19 protein-coding genes are annotated in these 24,369 nt (G+C 71.4%); 9 read left to right on the top strand and 10 right to left on the bottom strand.

Annotation, left to right across the window (positions count from 1 at the left end; translation table 11 throughout):
- Positions 1 to 56: 56 nt before the first annotated feature.
- Complete coding sequence (locus AB4030_RS02015; RefSeq protein WP_442277498.1) at positions 57 to 4,973, top strand: ATP-dependent helicase; 4,917 nt, start codon at positions 57 to 59, stop codon at positions 4,971 to 4,973.
- A gap of 69 nt (positions 4,974 to 5,042) precedes the next feature.
- Here AB4030_RS02015 and AB4030_RS02010 read toward each other — a convergent pair whose 3' ends face one another.
- Both AB4030_RS02010 and AB4030_RS02005 read right to left on the bottom strand, forming a co-directional pair.
- Complete coding sequence (locus AB4030_RS02010; RefSeq protein WP_442277692.1) at positions 5,043 to 5,546, bottom strand: signal peptidase I; 504 nt, start codon at positions 5,544 to 5,546, stop codon at positions 5,043 to 5,045.
- A 110-nt stretch (positions 5,547 to 5,656) separates the two neighbouring features.
- Positions 5,657 to 6,280: a hypothetical protein gene (locus AB4030_RS02005; protein ID WP_442277497.1), complete on the bottom strand. Its 624-nt coding sequence runs from the start codon at positions 6,278 to 6,280 to the stop codon at positions 5,657 to 5,659.
- Between the two features lie 287 nt (positions 6,281 to 6,567).
- On the opposite strand from AB4030_RS02005, the gene AB4030_RS02000 reads away from it, so the two are divergent.
- Complete coding sequence (locus AB4030_RS02000) at positions 6,568 to 7,437, top strand: Fpg/Nei family DNA glycosylase (RefSeq protein ID WP_442277496.1); 870 nt, start codon at positions 6,568 to 6,570, stop codon at positions 7,435 to 7,437.
- 68 nt (positions 7,438 to 7,505) lie between these two features.
- Positions 7,506 to 7,934: a VOC family protein gene (locus AB4030_RS01995; RefSeq protein WP_442277495.1), complete on the top strand. Its 429-nt coding sequence runs from the start codon at positions 7,506 to 7,508 to the stop codon at positions 7,932 to 7,934.
- Here the strand turns inward: AB4030_RS01995 and AB4030_RS01990 are convergent.
- From AB4030_RS01990 to AB4030_RS01980, 3 genes are all read right to left on the bottom strand, one after another.
- Positions 7,911 to 8,843, bottom strand: coding sequence for a carbohydrate kinase family protein (locus AB4030_RS01990; RefSeq protein WP_442277494.1), 933 nt, complete (start codon positions 8,841 to 8,843; stop codon positions 7,911 to 7,913). The two genes, AB4030_RS01995 and AB4030_RS01990, sit on opposite strands and share 24 nt — an antisense overlap.
- Positions 8,844 to 8,881: 38 nt before the next feature.
- On the bottom strand, positions 8,882 to 10,114 hold the full coding sequence (locus AB4030_RS01985) for a hypothetical protein (protein ID WP_442277493.1): 1,233 nt from the start codon (positions 10,112 to 10,114) through the stop codon (positions 8,882 to 8,884).
- A 67-nt stretch (positions 10,115 to 10,181) separates the two neighbouring features.
- Positions 10,182 to 11,906, bottom strand: coding sequence for a glycerol-3-phosphate dehydrogenase/oxidase (locus AB4030_RS01980; protein ID WP_442277492.1), 1,725 nt, complete (start codon positions 11,904 to 11,906; stop codon positions 10,182 to 10,184).
- 158 nt (positions 11,907 to 12,064) lie between these two features.
- Here AB4030_RS01980 and glpK point away from each other — a divergent pair, with 158 nt between their 5' ends.
- Positions 12,065 to 13,591, top strand: coding sequence for a glycerol kinase GlpK (gene glpK / locus AB4030_RS01975; protein ID WP_442277491.1), 1,527 nt, complete (start codon positions 12,065 to 12,067; stop codon positions 13,589 to 13,591).
- A gap of 214 nt (positions 13,592 to 13,805) precedes the next feature.
- Positions 13,806 to 15,485 carry a DUF7402 domain-containing protein gene (locus tag AB4030_RS01970; RefSeq protein WP_442277691.1) on the top strand — a complete coding sequence of 560 codons (1,680 nt, stop codon included), beginning with the start codon at positions 13,806 to 13,808 and terminating at the stop codon, positions 15,483 to 15,485.
- 16 nt (positions 15,486 to 15,501) lie between these two features.
- Here the strand turns inward: AB4030_RS01970 and AB4030_RS01965 are convergent, their stop codons facing one another.
- Positions 15,502 to 16,008 (bottom strand): MarR family winged helix-turn-helix transcriptional regulator, encoded by a 507-nt coding sequence (locus AB4030_RS01965; protein ID WP_442277490.1) that lies wholly within the window; start codon positions 16,006 to 16,008, stop codon positions 15,502 to 15,504.
- A 60-nt stretch (positions 16,009 to 16,068) separates the two neighbouring features.
- On the opposite strand from AB4030_RS01965, the gene AB4030_RS01960 reads away from it, so the two are divergent.
- Positions 16,069 to 16,803, top strand: coding sequence for an MFS transporter (locus AB4030_RS01960; RefSeq protein WP_442277690.1), 735 nt, complete (start codon positions 16,069 to 16,071; stop codon positions 16,801 to 16,803).
- Between the two features lie 142 nt (positions 16,804 to 16,945).
- On the opposite strand, the gene tpx is transcribed toward AB4030_RS01960, so the two are convergent.
- Positions 16,946 to 17,440 carry a thiol peroxidase gene (gene tpx / locus AB4030_RS01955; protein WP_442277489.1) on the bottom strand — a complete coding sequence of 165 codons (495 nt, stop codon included), beginning with the start codon at positions 17,438 to 17,440 and terminating at the stop codon, positions 16,946 to 16,948.
- A gap of 117 nt (positions 17,441 to 17,557) precedes the next feature.
- Between tpx and AB4030_RS01950 the strand changes: the two genes are divergently transcribed.
- The 3 genes from AB4030_RS01950 to AB4030_RS01940 all read left to right on the top strand — a co-directional run bounded on the left by AB4030_RS01950 (position 17,558) and on the right by AB4030_RS01940 (position 21,634).
- Positions 17,558 to 17,815, top strand: a complete 258-nt coding sequence (locus AB4030_RS01950; RefSeq protein ID WP_442277488.1) for a hypothetical protein — start codon at positions 17,558 to 17,560, stop codon at positions 17,813 to 17,815.
- Between the two features lie 64 nt (positions 17,816 to 17,879).
- The gene (locus AB4030_RS01945) at positions 17,880 to 20,726 is read left to right on the top strand and encodes an alpha/beta fold hydrolase (protein ID WP_442277487.1); all 2,847 of its coding nucleotides are present in this window, start codon (positions 17,880 to 17,882) and stop codon (positions 20,724 to 20,726) included.
- Entirely contained in the window at positions 20,723 to 21,634 is a 912-nt protein-coding gene (locus tag AB4030_RS01940) for an ABC transporter permease subunit (RefSeq protein ID WP_442277486.1), read from the top strand. Before AB4030_RS01945 ends, AB4030_RS01940 begins: the two co-directional genes overlap by 4 nt.
- A gap of 109 nt (positions 21,635 to 21,743) precedes the next feature.
- Here AB4030_RS01940 and AB4030_RS01935 read toward each other — a convergent pair whose 3' ends face one another.
- From AB4030_RS01935 to AB4030_RS01925, 3 genes are all read right to left on the bottom strand, one after another.
- A complete protein-coding gene (locus AB4030_RS01935) occupies positions 21,744 to 22,616 on the bottom strand; it encodes an LLM class F420-dependent oxidoreductase (RefSeq protein ID WP_442277485.1) in 873 nt (290 codons plus the stop codon).
- Between the two features lie 29 nt (positions 22,617 to 22,645).
- Positions 22,646 to 23,713, bottom strand: a complete 1,068-nt coding sequence (locus tag AB4030_RS01930) for an alpha/beta fold hydrolase (RefSeq protein WP_442277484.1) — start codon at positions 23,711 to 23,713, stop codon at positions 22,646 to 22,648.
- A gap of 87 nt (positions 23,714 to 23,800) precedes the next feature.
- Positions 23,801 to 24,334: a phosphoribosyltransferase gene (locus AB4030_RS01925; protein WP_442277483.1), complete on the bottom strand. Its 534-nt coding sequence runs from the start codon at positions 24,332 to 24,334 to the stop codon at positions 23,801 to 23,803.
- Positions 24,335 to 24,369 lie beyond the last annotated feature (35 nt).

Raw genomic sequence — 24,369 nt, 5'->3', positions numbered from 1 at the left:
GGAACGCGGCCTGTGCCGGCTGGGGGATGTCGGTGCGGGGTGGCAGGCTGAGCCCGATGGCGAAGGGCAAGCGGGCCGACGTGCTCGACCGTTTCTCTCCGGCGACCGCCGAGTGGTTCCGGAGCAGCTTCAGCGCGCCCACGACCGCCCAGGCGGGGGCGTGGGACGCGATCAGCTCTGGCCACCACACCGTCGTCGTCGCCCCGACCGGCTCGGGCAAGACCCTGTCCGCCTTCCTCTGGGCGATCGACCGCATGGCGAGCGAGCCAGTGCCCGAGGAGCGGCTCGAGCGCTGCCGCGTCCTCTACGTCTCGCCGATGAAGGCGCTCGCGGTCGACGTCGAGCGCAACCTGCGGGCGCCCCTCGTGGGCATCGGCCACGCCGCCACCCGGCTCGAGCTGCCGCCACCTGACATCAGCGTCAGCGTCCGCTCGGGCGACACCCCGGCCAACGAGCGTCGGGCCTTCGCCCGCACGCCCACCGACATCCTCATCACGACGCCCGAGTCGCTCTTCCTCATGCTCACCTCGTCGGTGCGCGAGGCCCTCAAGGGCATCGAGACGGTCATCCTCGACGAGGTCCACGCCGTCGCCGGCACCAAGCGCGGAGCACACCTCGCCCTCAGCCTCGAGCGGCTCGACGCCCTGCTGCCCAAGCCGGCCCAGCGCGTCGGGCTCTCGGCGACCGTGCGTCCGGTGGAGGAGGTGGCGCGCTACCTCGCGGGCGGCCGGCCGGTCGAGATCGTCCAGCCGAAGTCGACGAAGCAGTGGGAGCTCGACGTCGTCGTGCCCGTCCCCGACATGGGCGAGCTCTCGGGGTCGGCGGCCGAGATCTCGCCCGGGGTGCCCGACCTGTCGGGACCGGCCGCGGGCAACGCCCCGCAGGCGAGCATCTGGCCGCACGTCGAGGAGCGCATCGTCGACCTCATCGCCGAGCACCGGTCCACCCTCGTCTTCGCCAACTCGCGTCGCCTCGCCGAGCGGCTGACCTCACGGCTCAACGAGATCTGGGAGGAGCGGCTCGCCGAGGAGGAGGGCCTGCCGGTCCCCACCCTCGCGGCCCTCTCGACGCAGCCGCCCGCGCAGGTGATGGCCCAGGCCGGGGCCTCGCGGGGCGCGCCTGCGGTGCTGGCCCGCGCCCATCACGGCTCGGTCAGCAAGGAGCACCGCGCCACCATCGAGGAGGACCTCAAGGCCGGTCGCCTCCCTGCCGTGGTCGCGACGAGCAGCCTCGAGCTCGGCATCGACATGGGCGCCGTCGACCTCGTCATCCAGGTCGAGAGCCCGCCGTCGGTCGCGAGCGGCCTCCAGCGCGTGGGCCGCGCGGGCCACCAGGTCGGCGCCGTCAGCCAGGGCGTGATGTTCCCGAAGTTCCGCGGCGACCTCGTGCAGACCGCCGTCGTCGTCGAGCGCATGCGGGCGGGCGCCATCGAGTCGCTCCGCGTCCCGGCCAACCCGGTCGACGTCCTGGCCCAGCAGGTCGTCGCCATGTGTGCCATGGACGACTGGACCATCGCCGACGTCGAGGCTCTCGTCCACCGGGCGGCGAGCTTCGCCTCGCTGCCACGCTCGGTCCTCGAGGCGACCCTCGACATGCTCGCCGGCCGCTACCCGTCCGACGAGTTCGCCGAGCTGCGTCCCCGCATCGTCTGGGACCGGGTCAGCGACACGCTCTCCGGCCGCCGTGGCTCCCAGCGCCTCGCCGTCACGAGTGGCGGCACCATCCCCGACCGGGGGTTGTATGCCGTGTTCCTCGCCTCCGGCGAGGGCCCCGGCCGCCGGGTCGGCGAGCTCGACGAGGAGATGGTCTACGAGTCCCGCGTCGGCGACGTCTTCACCCTCGGCACGTCGACGTGGCGCATCGAGGACATCACCCACGACCGGGTCCTCGTCACCCCGGCCCCCGGTCAGGCCGGCAAGCTGCCGTTCTGGAAGGGCGACCAGCAGGGACGGCCCGCCGAGCTCGGCCGCGCCCTCGGTGGCTTCGTCCGCGAGATCGTCGGCCTGACGCCCGAGCGGGCCCGGGCGCGGGTCACGGCTGCCGGGCTCGACGAGTGGGCCGCCGACAACCTCATCGGCTACCTCACGGAGCAGAAGGAGGCGACGCGCCACGTCCCCGACGACCGCACGATCGTCGTCGAGCGCTTCCGCGACGAGATCGGCGACTGGCGCGTGGCTGTGCTCTCGCCGTTCGGTGGTCAGGTGCACGCCCCGTGGGCACTGTGCGTCGCGGCGCGCATGCGCGAGCGCTTCGGCATCGACGTCCAGGCCATGCACGGCGACGACGGCATCGTCTTCCGGCTGCCCGACCTCGAGTTCGAGGACGGCGCGGCGATCGGTCAGCAGCTCGTCGAGCTCGTCACCCTCGAGCCTGAGGAGGTCAGCGCCCTCGTCACGCAGGAGATCGGCGGATCGGCCCTGTTCGCAGCGAGATTCCGGGAGTGCGCGGCGCGTGCCCTTCTCCTCCCGCGTCGGCGTCCCGACCGACGCCAGCCCCTGTGGCAGCAGCGGCAGCGGGCTGCCCAGCTGCTCGAGGTGGCGAGCCAGTACCCCAGCTTCCCGATCGTCCTGGAGGCCGTGCGCGAGTGCGTCCAGGACGTCTTCGACGTGCCGGGACTCGTCGAGCTCATGGGCGACATCCGGTCGCGCGCCGTCAAGGTCGTCGACGTCGAGTCGAGCCAGCCGAGCCCGTTCGCGAAGTCGCTCGTCTTCGGCTACGTCGCCCAGTACCTCTACGAGGGCGACTCGCCGCTGGCCGAGCGACGCGCCGCTGCGCTCGCGCTGGACCCGTCGCTGCTCTCCGAGCTGCTCGGCCAGGGCGAGGCGCTCGCACTGCGCGACCTGCTCGACCCCGAGGCGGTCGCGCGCACCGAGGCCGAGCTGCAGCGGCTGACGCCCGAGCGAGGAGCCCGCGACGGCGAGGACGTCGCCGACCTGCTGCGCGTCCTCGGCCCGCTCTCGGTGCGCGACATCGTGGCCCGCGCCGCCGAGGGCTTCGCGCCGACCGCCGTCGAGACCGCCCTGAAGGAGCTCGAGGCAGCCAGGCGCGTCATCGCCGTCCGTGTCGGCGGAGATGACCGCTGGGCCGCGATCGAGGACGCTGCCCGACTCCGTGACGCGCTCGGCACCGCCCTGCCCGTCGGGGTGCCGCAGGCCTTCCTCGAGCCGGCGCCCGACCCGCTCGCCGACCTCGTCGCCCGGTTCGCCCGCACCCATGGTCCCTTCGCCGTCCAGACCGTCGCCGCGTGGTGGGGCGTCGGTCCGGCGGTCGTCCACGACGCCCTGCGCCGGCTCGTGTCCGCCGGGAGGGTCGTCGAGGGCGAGCTGCTCCCGACCGAGAACGGCGGTGGCCACGGTCCGGAGTTCTGCGACGCCGAGGTGCTCCGGCTGCTCCGGCGCCGCTCGCTCGCAGCCCTGCGCCACGAGGTCGAGCCCGTCGCGCAACCTGACCTCGCGCGCTTCCTGCCGCAGTGGCAGGGTGTCGGCGGCGGCCTGCGCGGGCGTGAGGGGCTGCTGCGTGCCGTCGAGCAGCTGACCGGTGCGGTGGTGCCGGCAAGCGCCCTCGAGTCCCTGGTCCTGCCGGCCCGGGTGGCCGACTACCGCCCGGCCCTCCTCGACGAGGTGATGAGCTCGGGCGAGGTCGTCTGGCGTGGCCATGGGTCGCTCCCCGGCGACGACGGCTGGGTCAGCCTGCACCTCGCCGACGCTGCGCACCTGACCCTGACCCCGCCCGAGGTCGTCGATCTCACTGATGACGAGCAGGCGGTCCTCAGTGCGCTCGAGGGCGGCGGCGCCTACTTCTTCCGGGCGCTCGCCACCCGCGTCGGCCTCGGCGACACCGAGCTCAACGACGCGCTCTGGTCACTGCTGTGGTCGGGCCGCATCACCAACGACACCATCGCGCCGCTGCGCGCCCTGCTTGCCGGTGGCCGCACGGCGCACAAGCGCACCAGCTCCGGCCCGCGGTCGACGCGGTATGCCGGCCGACGCGGTTCGCTGGGCCGCTTCGGCTCGCTCCGGGGCCCCCTCGCCGGCACGGGCTCCGCCCAGGTCGAGGCGGCCGAGAACGCAGCGACCACCAAGGCGCTGGCAGCCGGCCGCGCCGCAGGGTCCGGGCCGTCGACGGGCGTGGGTCGCTGGACCGCCCTCCCGCCCGCCGAGTCCGACCCGACCGTGCGCGCCGTCACCAACGCCGAGCTGCTCCTCGACCGCTACGGCGTGCTGACCCGTGGCTCGGTCGTCACCGAGGACGTGCCTGGCGGCTTCGCGGCCGTCTACCGAGTGCTCGCGGCGGCCGAGGAGGCCGGCAAGGTGCGGCGCGGCTACTTCGTCGAGGGACTCGGCGCCTCGCAGTTCGCCTCGACCGGCGCGGTCGACCGACTCCGCTCGATGTCACGCCTCCCCGGCGGCGACGAGGGCGGCGGCAGGCGTGTCGATGCCGCGGACGGCGACGAGTGGCTCGCGCCCTCGCCTGCTGGGTCCGCTGCGTCCGGACGGGGCGGCCAGCGCGGTCGTGAGCGCACCGGGCCGCCGGCGCTCGTCCTCGCCGCGAGCGATCCCGCAAACCCCTACGGCGCCGCCATCGGCTGGCCCGAGCGCGGGTTGACCGATGCCGCAGCCGACGAGCCGGCCGCTGCGAAGGACGGCGATGACGAGGCCGCCCCGAAGGCCTCCCGCCGCAAGGGTCACCAGCCGGGCCGCAAGGCGGGAGCCCTCGTCGTCCTCGTCGACGGCGAGCTCGTGCTCTACGTCGAGCGTGGGGGCAAGACGATGCTCTGCTGGTCCGACGACCCCGAGCACCTCCAGGCCGCGGCCGACGCGCTCGCACTCGCCGTGCGTGAAGGTGCTCTCGGCCGGCTCACCGTCGAGAAGGCCGATGGCGCCTCGGTCCTCGGCTCGGACCACCCGCTCGTCCAGGCGCTCTCACAAGCCGGATTCCACATGACCCCGCGAGGACTCCGACTGCGCCGCTGACGACAGCGCCGGCCGGCGGCATGGCGGGTCCTGCCCCGGAGTCGGCCACCGCGTCGGCAGTGGCCCTCGTCAGACGAGCGACGCCGCGGCCAACCCAGGCCCAGGGTCACGGGCCTCGTCCTCGTCCCGACCGAAGAGCAACGGCAGGACCGCCCAGAGGAAGACGCCGAGCATCGCCAGACTGGCGAGCGTGAGGGGGCGACTGAGATAGACGACCCAGAAGCCCAGACGGTCGACGTGCGACACCACCCCGCCGATGACCTGTGACGGCTGGACCGGTGTCGGGTCGGCCGTGCGGTTGGCGTCGCCTTGCGTCGTGAAGCCGCCATCGGGGTTCTGCCGGACGATGCGGTGCGACACCACGGACCCGTCCTTGACGAACGAGACGACCTGTCCGACCGAGTACTCACCGGTCCGCACGACGACCAGGCTCTGCGGCGGGATCGTGGGGCTCATTGAGCCAGTGCGTATGACGAAGGCCTGATACCCGAGATGACCTCCGAAGAGCATTCCGATGCCAATGACCGTCGCTGCCACGACTGCCAGCAGGAGAAATGCGAAAAGCCTCTTCATTTTGATGCTATTTGTCCTTTTTGGAAAGGCCGCTGTCTGCATTCTTGGAAAGGCCCACCACGGGCGCGGCAGTTGTCTACCCCGCCGCGCCCGTGGTCAGGACTGTCAGGTCACGGCTGCTGACCGACCTGGGTCTCGACGATCTTGTAGGGCAGCCCGCTGCTCGTCGGTGCTCCCAGGGGGTAGGCGTTCCAGGCGCCGCCACCCTCGGAGGTCTGACCCTGGAGCTTGCCGGCGTAACCGAAGCCGAACTCGTACGTGACCGTGCCGGTGGGCGGCACGTTGCTCGCGAGCTTGACCTTCTGGGGCACCGGCCAGCAGCCGGCCGGGTTGAACGCACCGCACGTGCTGCTGCGGTCGTTGAGGTTCGCCGAGTCGAACTTGGCGGATCCCTCTGCCGTGATGTGGAACTCGCCATATGTGCCGAGGTTGTTGAGCGCGTGGAGCGCGTCGGCGTTGTCGAAGACGACCCAGACGTCCTGGTTGTTGAGACCGGTGTTCGTCGCCTTCGCCTGGACCGTCTGCACCTCACCGGGCAGCAGGTTGGTGAAGGCCAGCGTGGATGTGTTGACCGAACCCTTGATCGAGCCGACCGAGCCCGAAAGGGTCCCCGCCTGGCTGTCGCTGAAGTAGGCGAGCGACCCGCCCACCGATCCCACGAGACCGGCCGCGACGAGCACGAGCGAGCCCGCCCCGATCGCGACTCGGGACCGACGGTTGATTTGTGGCAGCATCAATTGCTTTCCATCCCCTAGTTGATTTCCCTGTTTCGCATGACATCGACGCGAAAGTCGCTCGTATCCCCCGTGCGACCGCCTGAACCTAACACGGCTATTTGTCCGGTGGTTGTTATTGGCGCGACTATGTGTCGATCAGGAGAATTGATGTCAACGACCTGAATGGGATGAGGTCTCCGGGTCCGGACTCCTCCCACAAGCCGCGAGAGGGGCGCGTCTAGGGTGGGTGGCGTCGGCAGCACCACGGCGTCGCCCGCGCAGAGGAGCCGAGACCAGGAGGTGGCGTGCCCGAGGGAGACACCGTGTGGCGCACCGCCACCCGCCTCAACGAGGCGCTCGCGGGCCGCGAGATCGTCGAGTCCGACCTGAGGTGGCCCGAGATCTCGACGGTGGACCTCACCGGTCGCACGACGCTCGAGGTCGTGAGCCGGGGCAAGCACGTGCTGCACCGGATCGAGGGCGGACTCACCCTGCACTCGCACCTGCGCATGGAGGGCCAGTGGCGCGTCGAGGCGACGCCGGGGCTCGCCACCCGGTGGCGGCGCAACCCGCAGCTGCGGGCCCTCGTCGCGGCGCCGGACTGGACGGCCCTCGGGCTGCGACTCGGCATGCTCGACCTCGTGCCGACGGCGCGCGAGTCCGACGTCGTGGGACACCTCGGCCCCGACGTCCTGGGCCCTGACTGGGACCTCGACCGCGCCGTCGACCGCGTCGCGGGCAGCCACGTCCCGATCGGCCAGGCCCTGCTCGACCAGCGCAACCTCGCCGGTGTGGGGACCATGTGGTGCGCCGAGACGCTCTTCCTCGAGCGCGTGCCGCCCTGGACGCCCGCCGACGAGCTCGGCCGCGAGACCGTCGAGCGCGTCGTGGCGCGGGCCCACCGCCTCATCGACAACGGTCGTCGCCATGCCGTGCAGTCGAGCACGGGGAGCTACCGCCTCGACGAGGCGCACTACGTCCACGCCCGGAGCGGCCGTCCGTGCCGGCGGTGCGGCACCACGTTGCGGGTGGCGATGATCGGCGAGCCCACGCGTGAGCGCACGATGTTCTACTGCCCGGGCTGCCAGGGAGGACTCGGGCCGACCGACGACGGTCGCTCGCAGGCTCCCCTGGGATCCAACCGCGGTGCCGCGCGCTCACGACGCTCGTACTGAAAGGGCTGTGGCTGTCGGCAGGCGGTTCTACGGTGGTGGATACCGCACCAGCCGAGAGGAGCACGTCCATGGCATCCCGCCTCAACCCCTACATCGGTTTCAAGGACAACGCCCGAGAGGCGATGGAGTTCTACAAGACGATCTTCGGCGGCGAGCTCGTCTTGTCGACCTTCGGCGAGTTCGGTGACGCCGGCCCCGCCGCCGACAAGATCATGCACGCGCAGCTCGAGACCCCGAGTGGCTACACCATCATGGCGTCCGACACCCCTGAGGGGATGCCCTACCAGGAGGGCTCGCGCATCACGGTGAGCCTGAGCGGTGACGACGGCGACGAGCTGCGCCGCTTCTGGGACGGCCTCGCCGAGGGCGGCACCGTCTCCATGCCGCTCGAGAAGCAGGCTTGGGGTGACGAGTTCGGCATGGTCAACGACAGGTTCGGCATCGGCTGGCTCGTCAACATCGCCGGGGACCACTCAGGAGATGCTCCCCCCGCGTGACCCGCCGCCGAAGTGCGCGCCCAGCTCACGGGCCAGCTCGTCCCCGCCGATGAGGCTCGAGTGCGTGCCTGCTGTCCCGCACGCCCACGCCCCCGCGACCGTCCCGCTCCGCGCCGCGGCTCGCGCGTCGCCGCCCGCCAGCCACGAGTACAGGAACGCCGAGACGTAAGCGTCGCCCGCGCCGTTCGAGTCGATGGCGGGCCGACCGTCGATGTCGACGGCCGGCACCGCGAACGAGCCGCCGTCGCGCACCGTGACCCGGCTGCCCCGCGCGCCGTCCATGACGACGACGAGCCGGGCCCGGCCGCGATCGAGCACGTCCGCGACGACGTCGTGCTCGATCCCGTCGAGACGGGAGCCCGAGACGAAGACGAGGTCGGCGGCATACGCGAACGGCCGATGGTGCGGGTTGTGCCCGTCCCAGTCGTGCAGGTCGGTCGAGCTCGTCACCCCGGCAGCGGCGGCGTCCTCGAGCGCTCCCACCGTCCACGGCATGATCGAGGCGTGCACGTGGTGGGCGTGCTCCAACGGACCCCGCCAGAGCGCCGGGTCGGGGGACAGGTCGTAGGGGTGGCGCGGGTCGTAGAAGGACATCCGTCGACCGGCCGCGTCGACGAGGTTGACCGCTCGGCGGGTCCCGCTCTCGTGGACGACGTGCTCGAAGTGCAGACCCTCGGCTGCGAAACGGTCGAGCAGCATCCGACCCTCGTGGTCATCGCCGATGACGTCGACGAACCGCGTGGTGAGGCCGAGTCGGTGACAGCCGAGCGCGACGCCGCTGCCCGTGTGGCCGACGAAGGTGCCGATCGGCGGGACGACGTGCGAGTCGGCGAGCGGGACGGGCAGGCTCTCGACCCGCACGATGGTGTCGACGCCGGCACCGCCGACGACGAGGACGTCAGTCTTCACGACCCCATTCTGCACGCCTGAAGCGTGTCGCCGACGCGTCAGGGACGGGTGACGCTGAGCAGGCCGAGGCACATCTCGTCGGTCGTGCCCTCGCCCCAGACGACGTAGCGCTCGGGCAGTCCTTGCAGGTCGGGCAGCTTGTCGCGCCAAGCCTGGTCGTGCGTGCAGCTCACCTTGATCGAGTCGCCGCGACGGATCGCCGTGGCCGGTATCGGGACCGATCCCTGGTTGTCGAAGTCCCACACCTTGATGTCGAGAAGGGTCTTGGCACGCGGGGTGCCGGGGTTGAGCTCGATGCGCAACGACGACCCGAGTAGGTGCATGTGACCGGCCACGGCGCGGATCGTGGCGGCCTCCTCGACCTGGCGGGTGCAGGACTGGGTGGGGCCGGGGGTCGGGATGACCGTGCCGTTGCACACGAGGAGCAGGCCGTTGACGATCGGCCCCGACATGGCGCCGAAGCGTGCGGTGACGTCGGCGACGGCCGCCGAGCGGTCGCAGAGCGGCCCGGACTTGCCTGGGCGACAGGGCAGCTCGACCGGTGCCGGATAGAGCATCGTCTCGAGCGGCTTGAGCTTCGTCGACGTCGACAGGCGCAGCTTCACCGAGGTGCGGTCGGGTGTGACCCCGTGCCGGAGGTTGTAGTGCACCTGCATGATGAGCAGCGAGCCACGTTGCAGCGGGATGCCGACATCGGCGGGCAGGACGTTCTCGCGGCCGCCGGGCGCCCAGGCGCCCACCCACGGCGCGTCGTCGAGGCTGGCCCCGCGCGAGCCCAGTCCGGTGCCGCCGAAACAGGTCCAGCCGTTGCCGCCGCTCTCGGCGTCCTTGGCGCGGGCCGCCGGGGCCGCCGACGGAGGCACCCGGAAGAGGATGACGTGGTGCACCTCGGCTGGTTGTCCGGGCGCGATGTCGAAGCCCGTGACGAACGCGTCGTGGGCGACCTTCGGGTCGAGGACGAAGCAGTGGTAGTCGTCGGTGCCGGTCGTCGGCGCCTTGGGCGTGTAGAGGACCGGCGAGGTCACGGTCCGCATCGTCTCGCCTGCGCGAAGGGCTGCGGGCTCGGCCGGTGCGACGGGCCGTGGGGCGGCGTGCCCGGTTGCGGCGGGCCCCGTGGCGGCGTGCTCGGCGGCGCTCGCCGTCGGGTGGCCGGTCGCGTGACCCTCGAGCCGGGCCTGCGCCGTCTGGTTGGGGGTGCCGCACCCGGCGGCCAGCAGGGCGAACGCCGCCAGCCCGGCAGCCACCGCGGGCACGCCGCGTCGAGTCCTCATCCCGTCAGTGTAGGAACGCCGACCGTCGGTGAGCCCGTTGTCGAGCCTTTGGCCCGCGCGGCCGCGCTCAGGAGCCTTCGGGCGCCCGGCTGACGGGGATGCGGCGCGCGTCCGGGGCGCTGAGGCGCTCGGCGTTGGCCTCGGAGTCGGCCAGCTCCTTCTGCGACTCGAGCTCGGCCTCGACGCGGGCGGTGTAGCCCGCCACCTCGGCCTCGACCCGCTCCGCGTCCCAGCCGAGCACGGGCGCGATGATGTCCGCGACGGCGCGGGCGCTCTCCACCCCCCGGCTCGGCGTCTCGATGGAGATGCGGGTGCGGCGGGCGAGCACGTCGTCCAGGTGCAGCGCTCCCTCGTGCGTCGCGGCATACAACGCCTCGACCTTGAGGTACTCCTCGGCGCCGGGCAGCGGCTCGTAGAGCGAGCGGTCGTCCTCGGCGAGGGCGAAGAGCTCGTGGACGAGCGAGCCGTAGCGTTCGAGCAGGTGCGTGATGCGCCAGACCGGCAGGTCCTGGTGGCGGGCGAGCCGGTCGATCTGGTTGACGAGGGCGACGTAGCCCTCGGCGCCCGAGAGTGGGATGAACTCGGTGACGCTGTCGGAGACGTTGCCGCCGATGTCCTCGCGCGCGGCGTCGACGGCGTCGGCGGCCATGACGCGGTAGGTCGTGTACTTCCCGCCGGCGATGGAGATCAGCCCTGGTTGGGGGCGGGCGACCGCGTGCTCGCGCGAGAGCTGGCTGGTGTCCTCGCTCTCGCCGGACAGCAGGGGCCGGAGGCCGGCATAGACGCCCTGGATGTCGTCGTGGGTCAGCGGCACCTTGAGCACGGCGTTGATGTGCTCGAGGATGTAGTCGATGTCGGCGCGGGTCGCCGCCGGGTGGGCGAGGTCGAGCTCCCAGTCGGTGTCCGTCGTGCCGACGATCCAGTGCGTGCCCCACGGGATGACGAAGAGCACGGACTTCTCGGTGCGCAGGATGAGCCCGGTCTCGGAGTTGATCCGGTCGCGGGCCACGACGATGTGCACCCCCTTGGAGGCGCGGACGAGGAAGCGGCCCCGGCCGCCGGCCATCGTCTGGATGTCGTCGGTCCACACCCCCGTGCAGTTGATGACGACGGACGCCCGGACCTCGGTGCGCTCGCTGGTCTCGACGTCCTCGACCAGGGCGCCCACGACGCGTTCGCCGGCGCGCAGCAGCTCGACCACGCGTGCCGAGGCGACGACCGTGGCGCCGTATGCCGCCGCGGTGCGGACCGTCGTCAGCGTGTGGCGTGCGTCGTCCGCCTGGGCGTCGTAGTAGAGCAGACCTCCGGTGAGGGCCTCGCGCTTGAGAGCCGGCGCGAGCTTGAGGGCGCCGGTGCGGGTCAGCTGCTTGTGGCGCGGGACGGAACGGGCGCCGCCCATGGAGTCGTAGAGCGTCAGGCCGGCCGTGACGTAGGGCCGCTCCCAGCCGCGGTTGGTCAGTGGGTAGAGGAACGCGACGGGCTTGACGAGGTGCGGGGCGATGCGGCTGAGCATGAGCTCACGCTCCTTGAGCGCCTCGCGCACCAGGTCGAAGTTCATCTGCTCGAGGTAGCGCAGCCCACCGTGGAACAGCTTCGAGGACCGCGACGAGGTGCCCGAGGCGAAGTCGCGCTGCTCGACGAGGGCCGTCGAGAGGCCACGCGTCGCGGCATCGAGGGCGACCCCGCCGCCCGTCACCCCGCCCCCGATGACCAGCACGTCGAAGTGCTTGGTGGCGAGACGCTTCCACGCCTGCGCCCGGTACTCCGTGTCCAGCCGCACTGGGCTCGTCATCGGTTTCCCTTCACGTCGCTGTCGAGGTGCCCACTCTATCGATCCGCGTCCGTATGCCGTATGCCGTAGTACCGCGGGTGGACGAGCCCGCTGGGCAACCGGTGGCGACCCACGGCGCGACCCGTGACGCCCACTCACCGCGACGGTACGGTCTGGTCATGCCGACGGAGCAGCGCAGCCATGTCGTGTCGATCGACCAGGGGACCACGAGCACGCGGGCCATGGTGTTCGACCGCAGGGGGCGCGTCGTCGCCGTCGACCAGCAGGAGCACCGGCAGATCTTCCCGCGTGCGGGCTGGGTCGAGCACGACCCCATGGAGATCTGGCAGAACACCCGGGCCGTCGTCGGTGGGGCGCTCGGCAAGGCCAACCTCAACGCCACCCACATCGCTGCGGTCGGCATCACGAACCAGCGCGAGACGACTGTCGTGTGGGACCGCGCGACGGGCAAGCCGATCCACAACGCCATCGTCTGGCAGGACACCCGCACCCAGGCGATCTGCGACGAGCTCGCTCGCGACGGCGGTGTCGAACGCTTCAAGGACGTGACCGGGCTGCCGCTCGCGACATACTTCGCCGGACCCAAGGCGCGCTGGATCCTCGACCACGTCGAGGGCGCCCGCGAGCGCGCCGAGGCCGGAGAGCTGCTCTTCGGCACCATCGACTCGTGGCTGCTGTGGAACCTCACCGGAGGCGCGGGCGACGGCGGCATCCACGTCACCGACGTCACGAACGCCTCGCGCACGCTGCTGATGGACCTGCGCACCCTCGACTGGGACGCCGCGGCCGCAGAGGCGATCGGTGTCCCGCTCGCGATGCTGCCCGAGATCCGCTCGTCGTCCGAGGTCTACGGCACGTGCAAGCCGGGCATCCTCATCGACGTCCCGGTGGCCGGCATCCTCGGCGACCAGCAGGCGGCGACCTTCGGCCAGGCGTGCCTCGATGTCGGCACGGCCAAGAACACCTACGGCACGGGCAACTTCATGCTGCTCAACACCGGCGAGGAGATCGTCGCCTCGACGCACGGTCTGCTCACGACGGTCTGCTACCAGCTCGGGGATGCACGACCCGTGTATGCGCTCGAGGGTTCGATTGCCGTCACCGGCTCGCTCGTGCAGTGGCTGCGCGACAACCTCGGGCTCATCAAGGACGCGAAGGAGGTGGAGACGCTGGCGGCCTCGGTCGAGGACAACGGCGGCGCCTACTTCGTGCCGGCCTTCTCCGGGCTCTTCGCGCCGCACTGGCGCCCCGACGCGCGTGGGGCGCTCGTCGGTCTCACGCGCTACGTCAACAAGGGGCACATCGCGCGAGCAGCCTTGGAGGCCACGGCTTTCCAGACCCGTGAGGTGCTCGAGGCGATGAACGCCGACTCGGGTGTACCGCTCACCGAGCTGAGGGTCGACGGTGGCATGGTCGTCAACGAGACCCTCATGCAGTTCCAGGCCGACCTGCTCGGGGTCGACGTCGTGCGTCCGGTCGTGGCCGAGACCACCGCGCTCGGCGCCGCGTATGCCGCCGGGCTGGCTGTCGGCTACTGGGAGAGCACCGACGAGATCCGGGCGAACTGGGGCGAGGACCGTCGCTGGTCGCCTCAGCTCGACGAGCACGAGCGCGAGCGACTCTTCCGCTCGTGGAAGAAGGCGGTGCAGCGCACCTTGGACTGGGTCGACGACGACACTCTCTGACTGACGCCCGATCCCCGCCGTCCCCCGCGCCGCGCGGGGCGACCCCCTGACGCCTGCGCCGATTTGCGCATTCTGGTCCACCCCTTCTTTACCAATGCTTTACTCAATTTGGGGAAAGCATTTATGGGTCTAAGGGGGGCTCTTGACCATTTTATGGGGGCATGTCGGGCGTCGGGGGCAGATGCGGTGGGCCTGGGGGCGGGTCTCGGTCGTGATGACGGGAATGCTCATCGGCGCGTCGATCTGCCAGGCGCCGGTCGCCCGGGCAGATGTGACGTGCGGCAACAACGTCGTCATGAACGTTGCGGCTCACGAGGATGACGACCAGCTGTTCCTGGGTCCCGACGTCCAGAACGACGTCGCGGCCGGGCGCTGCACCGTCACGGTGTTCGTCACGGCAGGGGACGACGGGCTGGGCGCCGCGTACTGGCAGGGGCGTGAGGAGGGGGCGCGCGCGGCCGTGGCCCACATGGCCGACGCTGCCGACGCCTGGACCCCCGAGAGCATCCAGGTCAACGGCCAGGCGGTGGTCCAGGACACCCTGGCGGGCCGACCGTCGGTCGCACTGGTGTTCCTCCGCCTCCCGGACGGAGATGATGGCTCTGGCTTCGCGGTGAACCAGGGGCAGAGCCTCCAGCGGCTCTGGCAGTCCTCGATCCCCACCATCACTGCGTTGGACGGGAGTGCCACCTACTCGCGTGATGGACTGGTCTCCAGCCTTCTGACGCTCATGAAGATGTTCCGGCCGGTCCTGATCCGCACCCACGACTACGTGGGCCAGTACGGCGACGGCGACCACAGCGACCACCACTCCACGGCCTACTTCGTGCGCGCGGCGCAGTACCAGTACGGCTACCGGCACCAGCTGACGGGCTATCGGGGCTACGGCGTCAGCAGCCTGCCGGCCAACCTGACGCAGGCGCAGGCCGATGAGAAGCTCGCGACCTTCCTCGCCTACGCACCGCACGACGAGAACGTCTGCCAGACGGCATCGGACTGTCTGGCAAGTGGCAGCGCACCGTGGTTCAGCCGGCAGTATGCCGTCGGTAGCGAGTTCGGCGGCGTGCAGAACGCGGCTCGGGTCGGCTCGATCACGGCGTCGTCGCAGAATGCGGCCACGGGCCAGACTGCGGCCAAGGCGGTGGACGGCGTCGTCGCCGGCTACCCCGTCGCGCACCCCAACGAGTGGGCGACCGTGGGTGGCCGCGCCGGCAGCTGGCTGCAGGTCACCTGGCCCGGCCCCCACACTCTGGAAAAGGTCGTGCTCTACGACAGGCCCAACCTGAGCGACCGGGTGACAGCGGGGACGTTGTTGTTCAGCGACGGCAGCAGCGTCGCGGTGGGGGCGCTGCCCGACGACGGCAGTGCGTTCGTCGTCAGCTTCACGCCGCGCCGGGTGACGAGCCTGCGCTTCCGCGTCGACTCCGTGAGTCCGACCACGTCGAACGTGGGACTCGCCGAGCTCCAAGCCTTCACCACCAACGTCGCGCCGCTCGCCAGCGTGACGGCCTCCTCCCAGAACACCTCCACGGGCCAGGCGGCCCAGAACGTCGTCGACGGTTATGCACTCGGCTATCCCACTGCCAGCAGCCGGGAATGGGCCACGCTCGGGGGTCGGAGCGGCAGCTGGGTGAACCTCGAGTGGGCCGTGCCGGTGACCGTGAGCCAGGTCGTGCTCTATGACCGCCCGAACGCCGACGACCAGGTCACGTCAGGGGTCCTGCGGTTCAGCGACGGCAGCAGCGTCACCGTCGGTGCGCTTCCGAACAACGGGGCGCAGTGGATCGTGAGCTTCCCAGCGCGGACGGTGACGAGCGTCCGGTTCGACATCACCGGGGTCAGTCCCACGACCCACAACGTCGGGCTGACCGAGGTTCAGGTGCAGACCGGCTGAAACCCGGGCCGGGCGATCAGGCCTCACCCTCGAGGTGCAGCACGATCTTGCGCAGCAGGGCGTTGAGCGCAACCAGCTCCTTGGCCGTCAGGCCGGCGAAGGCAGCCTTCTCGCGGGCCATTCCGGCCTCGATTCCCTTCTCCCACAGGCTTCGTCCGGACGGCGTCGGGCGAACGAGGATGCGGCGTCGGTCGATCGGGTCGACCTCGCGAGTCGCGTGTCCGCGCTGGACGAGTCGGTCGAGGCGGGAGGTCATCGCGGCTCGCGTGACGCCGCACGAGTCGGCGAGCTGTGCCGGGGTCGCCTCCTCGGGGAACGGCTGGCTCATCAGTGCGTGGAGGGTGTGGTAGTCCTCGATGGTGTCGTCGGTGTCCGCATAGCTGGCGTGGTCGTCGGCCCGCAGCCGCTTGGTGATCGCCTGCATGCGCGTGACCGCGCCCTCGACCTCGGCGTCCATGTTGTCGAGGAGGCCGCTCCAACGCGCCACGTGCCGGTCGACCGAGTCCTGCCGTGCTCTCGCCATGGCGCCAGTGTCGCAGAGGGTCGCGGCCAATGGTGCAGCACTTTGACTATTCGTTGACAGATAGTCAGATATCTAACTAGTATCGGCGGTGTCTGGGCCGACCGTGTCACGCCGCACCGCATCATGGTCATCGCAGACCTCACGAGGGCGGCCTCCGTCGGTGGCCTGGCGGTCGCCTTCGCCGCGTTCGGCAGCCCGCCCGTCGCGCTCCTCGCCGCGCTCGCCGCCGTGACGTCGGGTGCGGGCGCGTTCTTCTACCCGGCGTTCGTCTCCCTTCGGCCGCTCATCGTTCCGGTCGAGGGGCTGCAGACCGCCAACGGTGCGATCAGCTTCCTCCAGTCGAGCGCCCAGGTCGCCGGACCCGTCATCGCCGGTCTCGTCGTCGCCCAGCTCGGGCCGGTTCCGGGGTTCGCCGTGAACGCGCTGACCTTCGCGTGGTCGGCAGTCTGCGTCGCCGGGCTCCGGGCCCGCGCCGAGCGCCTCGCCCCACGCGCCGGGATGCTCACGGAGGTCCGCGAGGGCTTGGCCGAGATCCGGGCCCGCGACTGGCTGTGGACCAGTCTCGTGTCTGCGGCGATGTTCCACGTCGCCACCGGCATCTTCATCGTCCTCGTCGAGCTGACTGCAGTCCGCGACCTCGGCGGTGCGCACGCCCTCGGTCTCATCACAGCGGCCCTCGGCGTCGGCGGCCTCCTGGGAGGGGTGCGCACGACCGGCTCGCGCGCGTCGTGTCGTGGGACGTGCTCATCTCGTTCGTCGCGCTGCCGGTCGGCAACGTCCTGTCGGGCCCGTTGAGTGCGCGCTTCGCGACGACCGATCTCATGACCGGCATCGCCGCGTGGATGCTGCTGGCCGGATGCTGGCCGCTCCTCGTCCGGGGTGTCCGCGGCTTCACCCGTGGCGGCGGCGCTCCCGCCACCACGGGTGGGGATGGCGGTCAGCCCAGCGCGGCGATCGCAGCGTCGTAGTCGGGCTCCTGGCCGATGGCCGGGACGAGCTCGGTGTGCACCACGGTGCCGTCGGCGTCGATGACGACGACGGCGCGGGCGAGCAGCCCGGCGAAGCCGCCGTTCTCCATCCGCACCCCGTAGTCGACACCGAAGCCCGACCGGAACGAGGACGCGGCGACGACGTTGTCGATGCCCTCTGCCCCGCAGAACCGGTTCAGGGCGAAGGGCAGGTCGGCCGAGACGCAGACGACCGCGGCGTTCTCGAGGCCGGCGGCGATCTCGTTGAAGCGGCGGACGCTCGCAGCGCAGACGCCGGTGTCGACGCTCGGGAAGATGTTGAGGACCACGCGCTTGCCCTGCGGCGGTGTGACGTCGTCTCGCAGGTTCGTGCCGGTCAGCGTGTACGTCGGGGCGGGGGAGCCCACGGCCGGCAGGTCGCCGATGGTGTGGACAGGGGTGTCTCCGAGAGAAGTGGTGGCCATGGTCGTATCTAACACGGGTCTGGCGGAGCTCCCGTCGTCCGACCCGTAGGTTGGGGGCCTGAGCGAGACGGCCCCGCCGTCCGGTCAGCAGCACCTCATCGACGGACAGGAGTGACCGTGTCGCAGCCCCAGCAGCCGGACGACACCGGAGTCCGCACGCGCTTCGTCATCAACGTCGTCGGCGTCATCGGCCTCCTCTTCGGTGTGCTGCCGATCGTGCGCTACCTGCTCGACCTCTCGCTCTTCGAGTTCACCGTCGCACCGTACGAGTGGCTCAAGCTCGAGGGGGCCGCCCGATTCCTCCCTCCGGGCATCGTCCTCGTGCTCTGCATCGTCGTGGCATACGTCCTCGAGCAGAGGCTCTCGCGCGACTGAGCCGCGGTGCCAACGTTGGACGCTCGATGACCGTTCAACGAGTGGCGCGTGATGTGATGTGCCCATGTCGGTCCGGGCCTCCCTCGTCGCCGCGCTCGCCATCGGGGCGGCTCTAGCCATCGCGCCCAGTCCCGCAGCGATCGCGGCTCCGGCACCACTTCCGGCCTCGGCGCCGGCTGCCGACCCCGTGTCGCCGGAGGTCACGACCGTCCCGGTGCGCGCCGAGCCCGACGGCACGCCGGTGCGGCTCGACGTGTCGGTGTGGCCGCAGTCGAGCGGCCGGCACCCGGTCGTCCTGCTCGCGCACGGCTTCGGTGGCACCAAGGACTCCGTGACGCGCGAGGCCGACGACCTGCACGGTCGTGGCTACGTCGTCATCGCGTGGAGCGCGCGCGGCCACGGCCAGTCCGGTGGCCGCATCCACCTCAATGACCCGGCCTACGAGATCGCTGACGCGAGAACGCTGCTCGACTTGGCGGCCAAGCGTCCCGACGTCGAGCTCGACGCCCCGGGAGATCCCCGCGCCGGCGTCATGGGCGCGTCGTACGGCGGGGCGCTCGGGCTCATGCTGGCGGGCGCGGACCGCCGCGTCGACGGTGTGGTCTCGGCCATCACGTGGAACGACCTCGCCGACTCCTTCTTCCCCCAGGCCGCCGTCACGACCCCCGCCACCACGGCGGCCGGTCGTGCGCCGGTCGACGTCGCAGGACCGTTCAAGCAGGTCTGGGCGACGAACTTCTTCCTCTCGGCCCTCCGTGGCAGCAGCGGCCAGGGCGCCGGCGCCGCCGCCGCCGCCCGTTGCGGGCGCTTCGACCCGACGATCTGCCGCCTCTTCGTCCAGGCCTCCGAGACGGGCGCCGCCTCGCCGGAGCTGACGGCGCTGCTGCGGGCGCACAGCCCCAAGCCGACGATGAAAGCCGTCACCGCACCCACCTTCCTCGTCCAGGGCGTCGGCGACTCGCTCTTCGGTCTCGACCAGGCCGACGCCACCGCTTCGGCCCTCGCTGCCGCCGGCACGCCGTATGCCGTGCGCTGGAGCGACGGGGGGCACGACGCTGCCAGCACGCACGAGAGCGAGGAGCTCGAGGCGTCATACACCTGGCTCGACCACTACGTCCGCGACAAGGCGTCTGCCAGCCGGAGCGAATCCGCCCTTCCCACAGCGGCCTTCACCTACGGCATCCCGGCCAGTCGCGCCGGTCAGCCGACGAAGCTCCACACCCTCACGGCATACCCCGGCCTGTCGGGCGCGCCGCTCCGGACCCGCGAGCTGCCGCTCGCGACGGCTTCCGGCTCGCTGCTTCACCCGCCCGGCGGACAGCCGGCCTCGCTCATCGCCGTGCCCGGTCTCGCGGCGCTCGGGGTGAGCCTCTCGACCTACCAGATCGCGGCGCTGCCGGGTCAGTCGACGGCTCTCGACACCGAGCCGATCGCCGAGGCCACCACGGTCGTCGGGTCGCCCACGATGCGTCTCACCGTCACCTCGGACGCGCCCGACGTCACACTCTTCGCCTCGGTGTGGCGCGTCACCGGAGGCTCGGTGACGCTGACGAACCCCCTCGTGGCCCCGGTCCGGCTCGCCGTCACGCCGGGCCGCCCGACGCCCGTGACGATCTCGCTCCCGGGGGCGACCTACGACCTGCCTGCCGGCACCCGCTGGCGCGTGCTGCTGACCAGTACCGAGTCGACCTACTCCAACTCGCGCACCCCGAGCTCCATCCGGATCTCCGGCGCCTCGGCGCTGACGCTTCCCGTCGCAGCCGGTGCCGCGGTCGGCGGGGGCGTTGCCGGCGGCGTCGACACCGAGACGCTCCTCGCGCTGTCAGCGCTCGTCCTGCTGCTCCTCGCCGCGGTCCTCGGGTGGTTCGTCCGCCGTCGTCGCCGCCTGCACCTGCCGGCTCGCCCCGACCTCGCCGACATCCCGCTCGTCGTCGAGGGGCTGGTCAAGACGTATGCCGACGGGCACCGCGCCGTCGACGACGTGACGTGGCGCGCGGAGAAGGGGCAGGTCGTCGGGCTCCTCGGGCCCAACGGCGCCGGCAAGACGACGACGATGCGGATGGTCATGGGCCTCATCTCCGCCGACGCCGGCAGCGTCCACGTGCTCGGCGAGCCGGTCTCGGCGGGCTCGCGCGTGCTGGCCCGGGTCGGTGCCCTCATCGAAGGTCCCGGCTTCCTGCCGCACCTCACGGGGCGCCAGAACCTCGAGGCCTACTGGTCCGCCACGGGGCGGGCGCCCGAGGACGCCCACTTCGACGAGGCCCTCGACGTCGCAGCCCTCGGCGGGGCCGTCGACCGACCGGTAAAGTCCTACAGCCAAGGCATGAGGCAGCGCCTCGGGATCGCGCAGGCCATGCTGGGGCTGCCCGAGCTGCTCATCCTCGACGAGCCGACCAACGGCCTCGACCCGCCACAGATCGCCGCCATGCGCCCGATCCTGCGCCGCTACGCCGAGACCGGGCGCACCGTCGTCGTGTCGAGCCACCTGCTCGCGGAGGTCGAGATGACGTGCACCCACGTCGTCGTCATGCACGCCGGCCGGGTCGTCACGCAGGGCCCGGTCGCCGAGCTCGTCGACAGCGAGGACACGACCATCGTCGACCTGCCCGAGCACGTCGACCACGACGTCATCAGGGCCGGAGTGCACGCCCTGGAGGCCACCGACGGCATCACCGAGGTGCGCGTCGACACTCCGACGCGGGTCGTCGTCGTGGCCGACCGGGGCCGGGCCGAGGTCGTCGCGGCGGCGGTCACGGCGGGGCTGCCCGTGGTCGGCGTCAGCAGCCGCCGTCACCTCGAGGAGGTCTTCCTCGGGGTCATCTCGTCGGCCTCCGCCCCCGGCGCGCCGGCCGAGCCCGGAGACGAGGGCTCGTCCCTCGTCGAGCGACTGAGACAGGTGAGGGCGCGATGAGCGACACCCGTGACGCCTCCGGTGAGGCGCTGCTCGAGGCCATCGAGCCGACGTCGGCCGACGCGAGCAGCGAGATCCGCCAGGTGCGTGACCCCCTCTCGTGGCGGGCCGAGCTGGGCCGGCAGTGGGGGAGGCGACGCACGCTCTGGGCCTTCGGGCTGCTCCTCGCCCTGCCCCTCGTCCTCGTCGGGTCGTTCGCCTTCGGGCAGCGCTCGAGCAACAGCCGCGGCGGTTCGTCGACCCGGATCTTCGACCTCGCGCAGAGCGGGGCGGCGAACTTCAGTCTCGTGCTCGTCTTCCTCGCCTCCGAGCTGCTCCTCGTGCTCCTTGCCGCGCTCTTCTGCGGCGACGCGGTGCCGTCCGAAGCGTCGTGGTCATCGCTGCGCTACCTCCTCGTCGCGCCCGTCCAGCGGGCCCGGCTGCTCACGAGCAAGCTCGCCATCGGCATCGCCTCGACCCTGCTGGCGACGGTCCTGCTGCCGGCCTGGGGCCTGCTCGTCGGCGGCATCGCCTACGGCTGGGACCCGCTGACCAACCCGCTCGGGGAGAACCTCTCGTGGGGCCAGTTCCTGCCGCGCCTCGCCCTCGCGATGGGCTACATCTTCGTGACGCTGCTGCCCATCGCGGCCATCGCCTTCTGGATCGGGACGCGTTCGGACGCCCCCCTCGCGGCGGTCGGGGGCGCCGTGCTCGTCAGCATCCTGTTCAACATCCTCGACCAGCTCGACGCGCTCGACCCCTACCGCAACGCCTTCCCGGGGCACTACTCCCGGGCCTGGCAGGACGCCCTCGCCGTCTCGCCGGACTGGACCGACATGGTGCACGGCGCGCTGTGGTCGCTCGTCTGGGCGGTCGCCTTCACGATGCTCGCCTACCGCCGCTTCCGCCGGAGCGACATCCTCAGCTGAGGCTCCCCGCCGACGGACGACCATTGGTCGCGCTCGACGGACGACACGCGGGGCGACACGCCGGGTGTGCAGACCGTCGTCGACCAATGGTCGTCGGGCGGTGGCTCGCTCAGAGCTTGGCGGCCTCGGGGATGATCCGCTCACCGATGAGCTCGAGCACGTCGGTCCTCGAGCCGTCACCCACGCCCATCTGCAGGTGCGTCACGCCGAGCGCGGCGAGATCGCGCAGGTGCTCGAGGGTGGCGTCGACGTTCTCGCCGTTCGGACCGGGGTCGATGGGACCCATGACGGTCTTCTCGATGTCGTCGTAGTCGCGGCCGAGGGTCTCGCAGTGGCCACGCAGCACCTCGAGCTTGTGCGCGAGGTCGGGGCTGTCGAAGAGGTTGCAGGCCTGGGCGTACTGCGCCACGAGGCGCAGCGTCTTCTTCTCGCCACCGCCGCCGATGAGGATCGGCGGGTGCGGTCGTTGGACCGACTGCGGCGAGTTGAGGGTGCGGGCGAGCCGGTAGTGCTTGCCGGCATACGGCCCGTCGTCGTCGCTCCACATCTGGAGGCAGATCTGCAGGGTCTCCTCGAGACGCTCGAAGCGCTCTGCCGTGCCCGGGAACGGCAGGCCGAGCCCGACCGACTCCTCCTCGTTCCAGGCGGCGCCGATGCCGAGCATCGCCCGGCCCTTCGAGAGCACGTCGAGGGTGGTGACCTCCTTGGCGAGCAGCCCCGGCTCGCGGTAGACGGCGGCCGTGACCCAGGCGAGCAGCTGGACGCGCTCGGTCACAGCGGCGAGGTAGCCGAGCGCGGTGTAGGCCTCGAGCATCTCGTGCTCGGGCGGGCCGATCATCCCGATCTGCCACACGTGGTCCATGACCGAGATCTTGGTGAAGCCGACGTCCTCAGCGGTCTTCGCGGTGCGCCGGAGGTCGTCGACGAAGGTGGCGGAGCCGCCGCTCCACGTGAAGTTGGCGATGTGCAGTCCGAGGTCCATGCCCCGCACCCTACGACCGTCCGCTGGGATCAGTCGGTGATCAGCGACTCGATCTCGCGGGCGAGCACGGCCGGCACCTCCAGGGGTATGCCGTGTCCGATCCCCTCCAGGGCCACCTCCCGGGTGGCGCCGCCGGCCGCGGCGTAGCGCTTGAGGACGGCCCGCATCTGGGCCACCATCGGCTGGGACGGGAGCACGTCCATCCCGGGCCAGCCCGGGACCGCGCCCAGGGCGCCGAGGGTCGCGAGGTCGAAGAGCGAGGTGTCGCTGACGACCTGGTCGGCGGAGCCGTGGACCCAGGTGACCGGCGGCTTCCGCTTCAGGTCCACGATCGCCGTGGCGTCGAAGTGGGTGGGCGTCATCGTGTTGAGCACCCCCCGTGTGCCGGGGGCGAGGCCGGGCCAGTTCTCCGAAGGCGTCGAGTCCCCGGGGTAGAAGTCGGCGCCGGTCCGGGTCAGGAGCAGCTCGTCGACGAGGAAGTCCTCGTCCACGTTCTCGGCGTTGGCGCCCGGACCGTAGTAGGTGCGCATGACGACGCGGGGGCTGCTCTGCGGGTCCTGCTCGCCGGCGTCCTTCTCGGCGAGGCGCCGCACGAAGTCCGCGTTCGCGGCGCCCCCACCGGTGCTCGCGCCGTCGTCGAACGCGGGCGTGCCTGCGGCGTCGACGGTTCCGCCGAAACCGTGTGGCGACAAGGGCGCCACGAGGACGACGCCCGCGAGGTCGTCGGGGTGCTCGACCATGAGTTGCTCGAGGACTCCCGCACCCATCGACCAGCCGGCGGCGATGACGCGGCACTCGTCGGCGAGTCCCAGTGTCTCCAGGAGGGCGTGCACGTCCTCGACCATGTCGCCCAGTCCCCGGGTCGCGTCGATGGGGAGCGCCTCGGTGCGGCCGAAGCCGCGCAGGTCGGGGGCGATGACCCGGACGTCGTCGGCCAGCTCACCGAGGGCGTCCGCGACGTAGCGCCAGTAGCCGCCGGTCGAGAGGTTGCCGTGCACGAGCAGGATCGGCACGCCGTCGTCCGGGCCGCTCGACCACACGTTGGTGGTGAGGCGGGAGGTCTCGATGAGGCTGCAGGTGAACGACGACGCTGTCATGGCTGGCCCTTTCGCAGTGATGGACCACTGTCTAGCACCGCCGCCCGCACCGGTCAGTGTGGTCGGGCCACTCTTTCGTCGGGCGTCTCAGTCGGCGCGGGGGGCCGCGGTGACCTGCGAACCCGAGACGGGCGGCTCGGCCGACCACGGGAAGACGATCCACCGGTCGGTCTGGCGCCAGACGTAGTCGGGAGTCACGATCGAGCGCGGCTTGCCGTAGAGCACCGCACTGCGGGCCTCGGCGCCGTGCTCCTGGATCAGGTCGAGCACGAGGGCGAGCGTCCGGCCCGAGTCGGCGACGTCGTCGACGACGAGGACCTGGCGGCCCTTGAGGCTCTCGGTGTCCAGATGTGGCGCGAGCAGGACGGGGTCGGGCAGCGTCTCCTCGACGTCGGTGTAGAACTCGACGTTGATCGCGTCGGTCAGCTTGATGCCGAGCGCGTACGAGAGGCCGCCACCGGGGATCAGGCCGCCACGCGCCACCGCGACGAGGACGTCCGGGCGGAAGCTCGAGTCGGCCACGAGCGTCGCGAGCTCACGGATCGCGGCGCCGAAGCCCTCCCACGTCAGCACCTCCTTGTCGGCGAGTGTCGAGGCGTCGGCGTGGTGGGCGATCGTCATGCGCACGAGGCTATCGACGTGGGGTGAGCGGCGCG

Origin of the sequence: Terrabacter sp. 2YAF2, assembly GCF_052114705.1 — a bacterium.
Taxonomy (GTDB): domain Bacteria; phylum Actinomycetota; class Actinomycetes; order Actinomycetales; family Dermatophilaceae; genus Terrabacter.
This window is presented reverse-complemented; position numbering and strand designations above follow the sequence as displayed.

Coding starts and splice junctions, on each gene's coding strand:
- AB4030_RS02015 (WP_442277498.1), top strand. CDS start 57: ATGGCGAAGGGCAAGCGGGCCGACGTGCTCGACCGTTTCTCTCCGGCG.
- AB4030_RS02010 (WP_442277692.1), bottom strand. CDS start 5,546: ATGAAGAGGCTTTTCGCATTTCTCCTGCTGGCAGTCGTGGCAGCGACG.
- AB4030_RS02005 (WP_442277497.1), bottom strand. CDS start 6,280: ATGCTGCCACAAATCAACCGTCGGTCCCGAGTCGCGATCGGGGCGGGC.
- AB4030_RS01995 (WP_442277495.1), top strand. CDS start 7,506: ATGGCATCCCGCCTCAACCCCTACATCGGTTTCAAGGACAACGCCCGA.
- AB4030_RS01985 (WP_442277493.1), bottom strand. CDS start 10,114: ATGAGGACTCGACGCGGCGTGCCCGCGGTGGCTGCCGGGCTGGCGGCG.
- AB4030_RS01980 (WP_442277492.1), bottom strand. CDS start 11,906: ATGACGAGCCCAGTGCGGCTGGACACGGAGTACCGGGCGCAGGCGTGG.
- glpK (WP_442277491.1), top strand. CDS start 12,065: ATGCCGACGGAGCAGCGCAGCCATGTCGTGTCGATCGACCAGGGGACC.
- AB4030_RS01970 (WP_442277691.1), top strand. CDS start 13,806: ATGACGGGAATGCTCATCGGCGCGTCGATCTGCCAGGCGCCGGTCGCC.
- AB4030_RS01965 (WP_442277490.1), bottom strand. CDS start 16,008: ATGGCGAGAGCACGGCAGGACTCGGTCGACCGGCACGTGGCGCGTTGG.
- tpx (WP_442277489.1), bottom strand. CDS start 17,440: ATGGCCACCACTTCTCTCGGAGACACCCCTGTCCACACCATCGGCGAC.
- AB4030_RS01945 (WP_442277487.1), top strand. CDS start 17,880: ATGTCGGTCCGGGCCTCCCTCGTCGCCGCGCTCGCCATCGGGGCGGCT.
- AB4030_RS01940 (WP_442277486.1), top strand. CDS start 20,723: ATGAGCGACACCCGTGACGCCTCCGGTGAGGCGCTGCTCGAGGCCATC.
- AB4030_RS01935 (WP_442277485.1), bottom strand. CDS start 22,616: ATGGACCTCGGACTGCACATCGCCAACTTCACGTGGAGCGGCGGCTCC.
- AB4030_RS01930 (WP_442277484.1), bottom strand. CDS start 23,713: ATGACAGCGTCGTCGTTCACCTGCAGCCTCATCGAGACCTCCCGCCTC.
- AB4030_RS01925 (WP_442277483.1), bottom strand. CDS start 24,334: ATGACGATCGCCCACCACGCCGACGCCTCGACACTCGCCGACAAGGAG.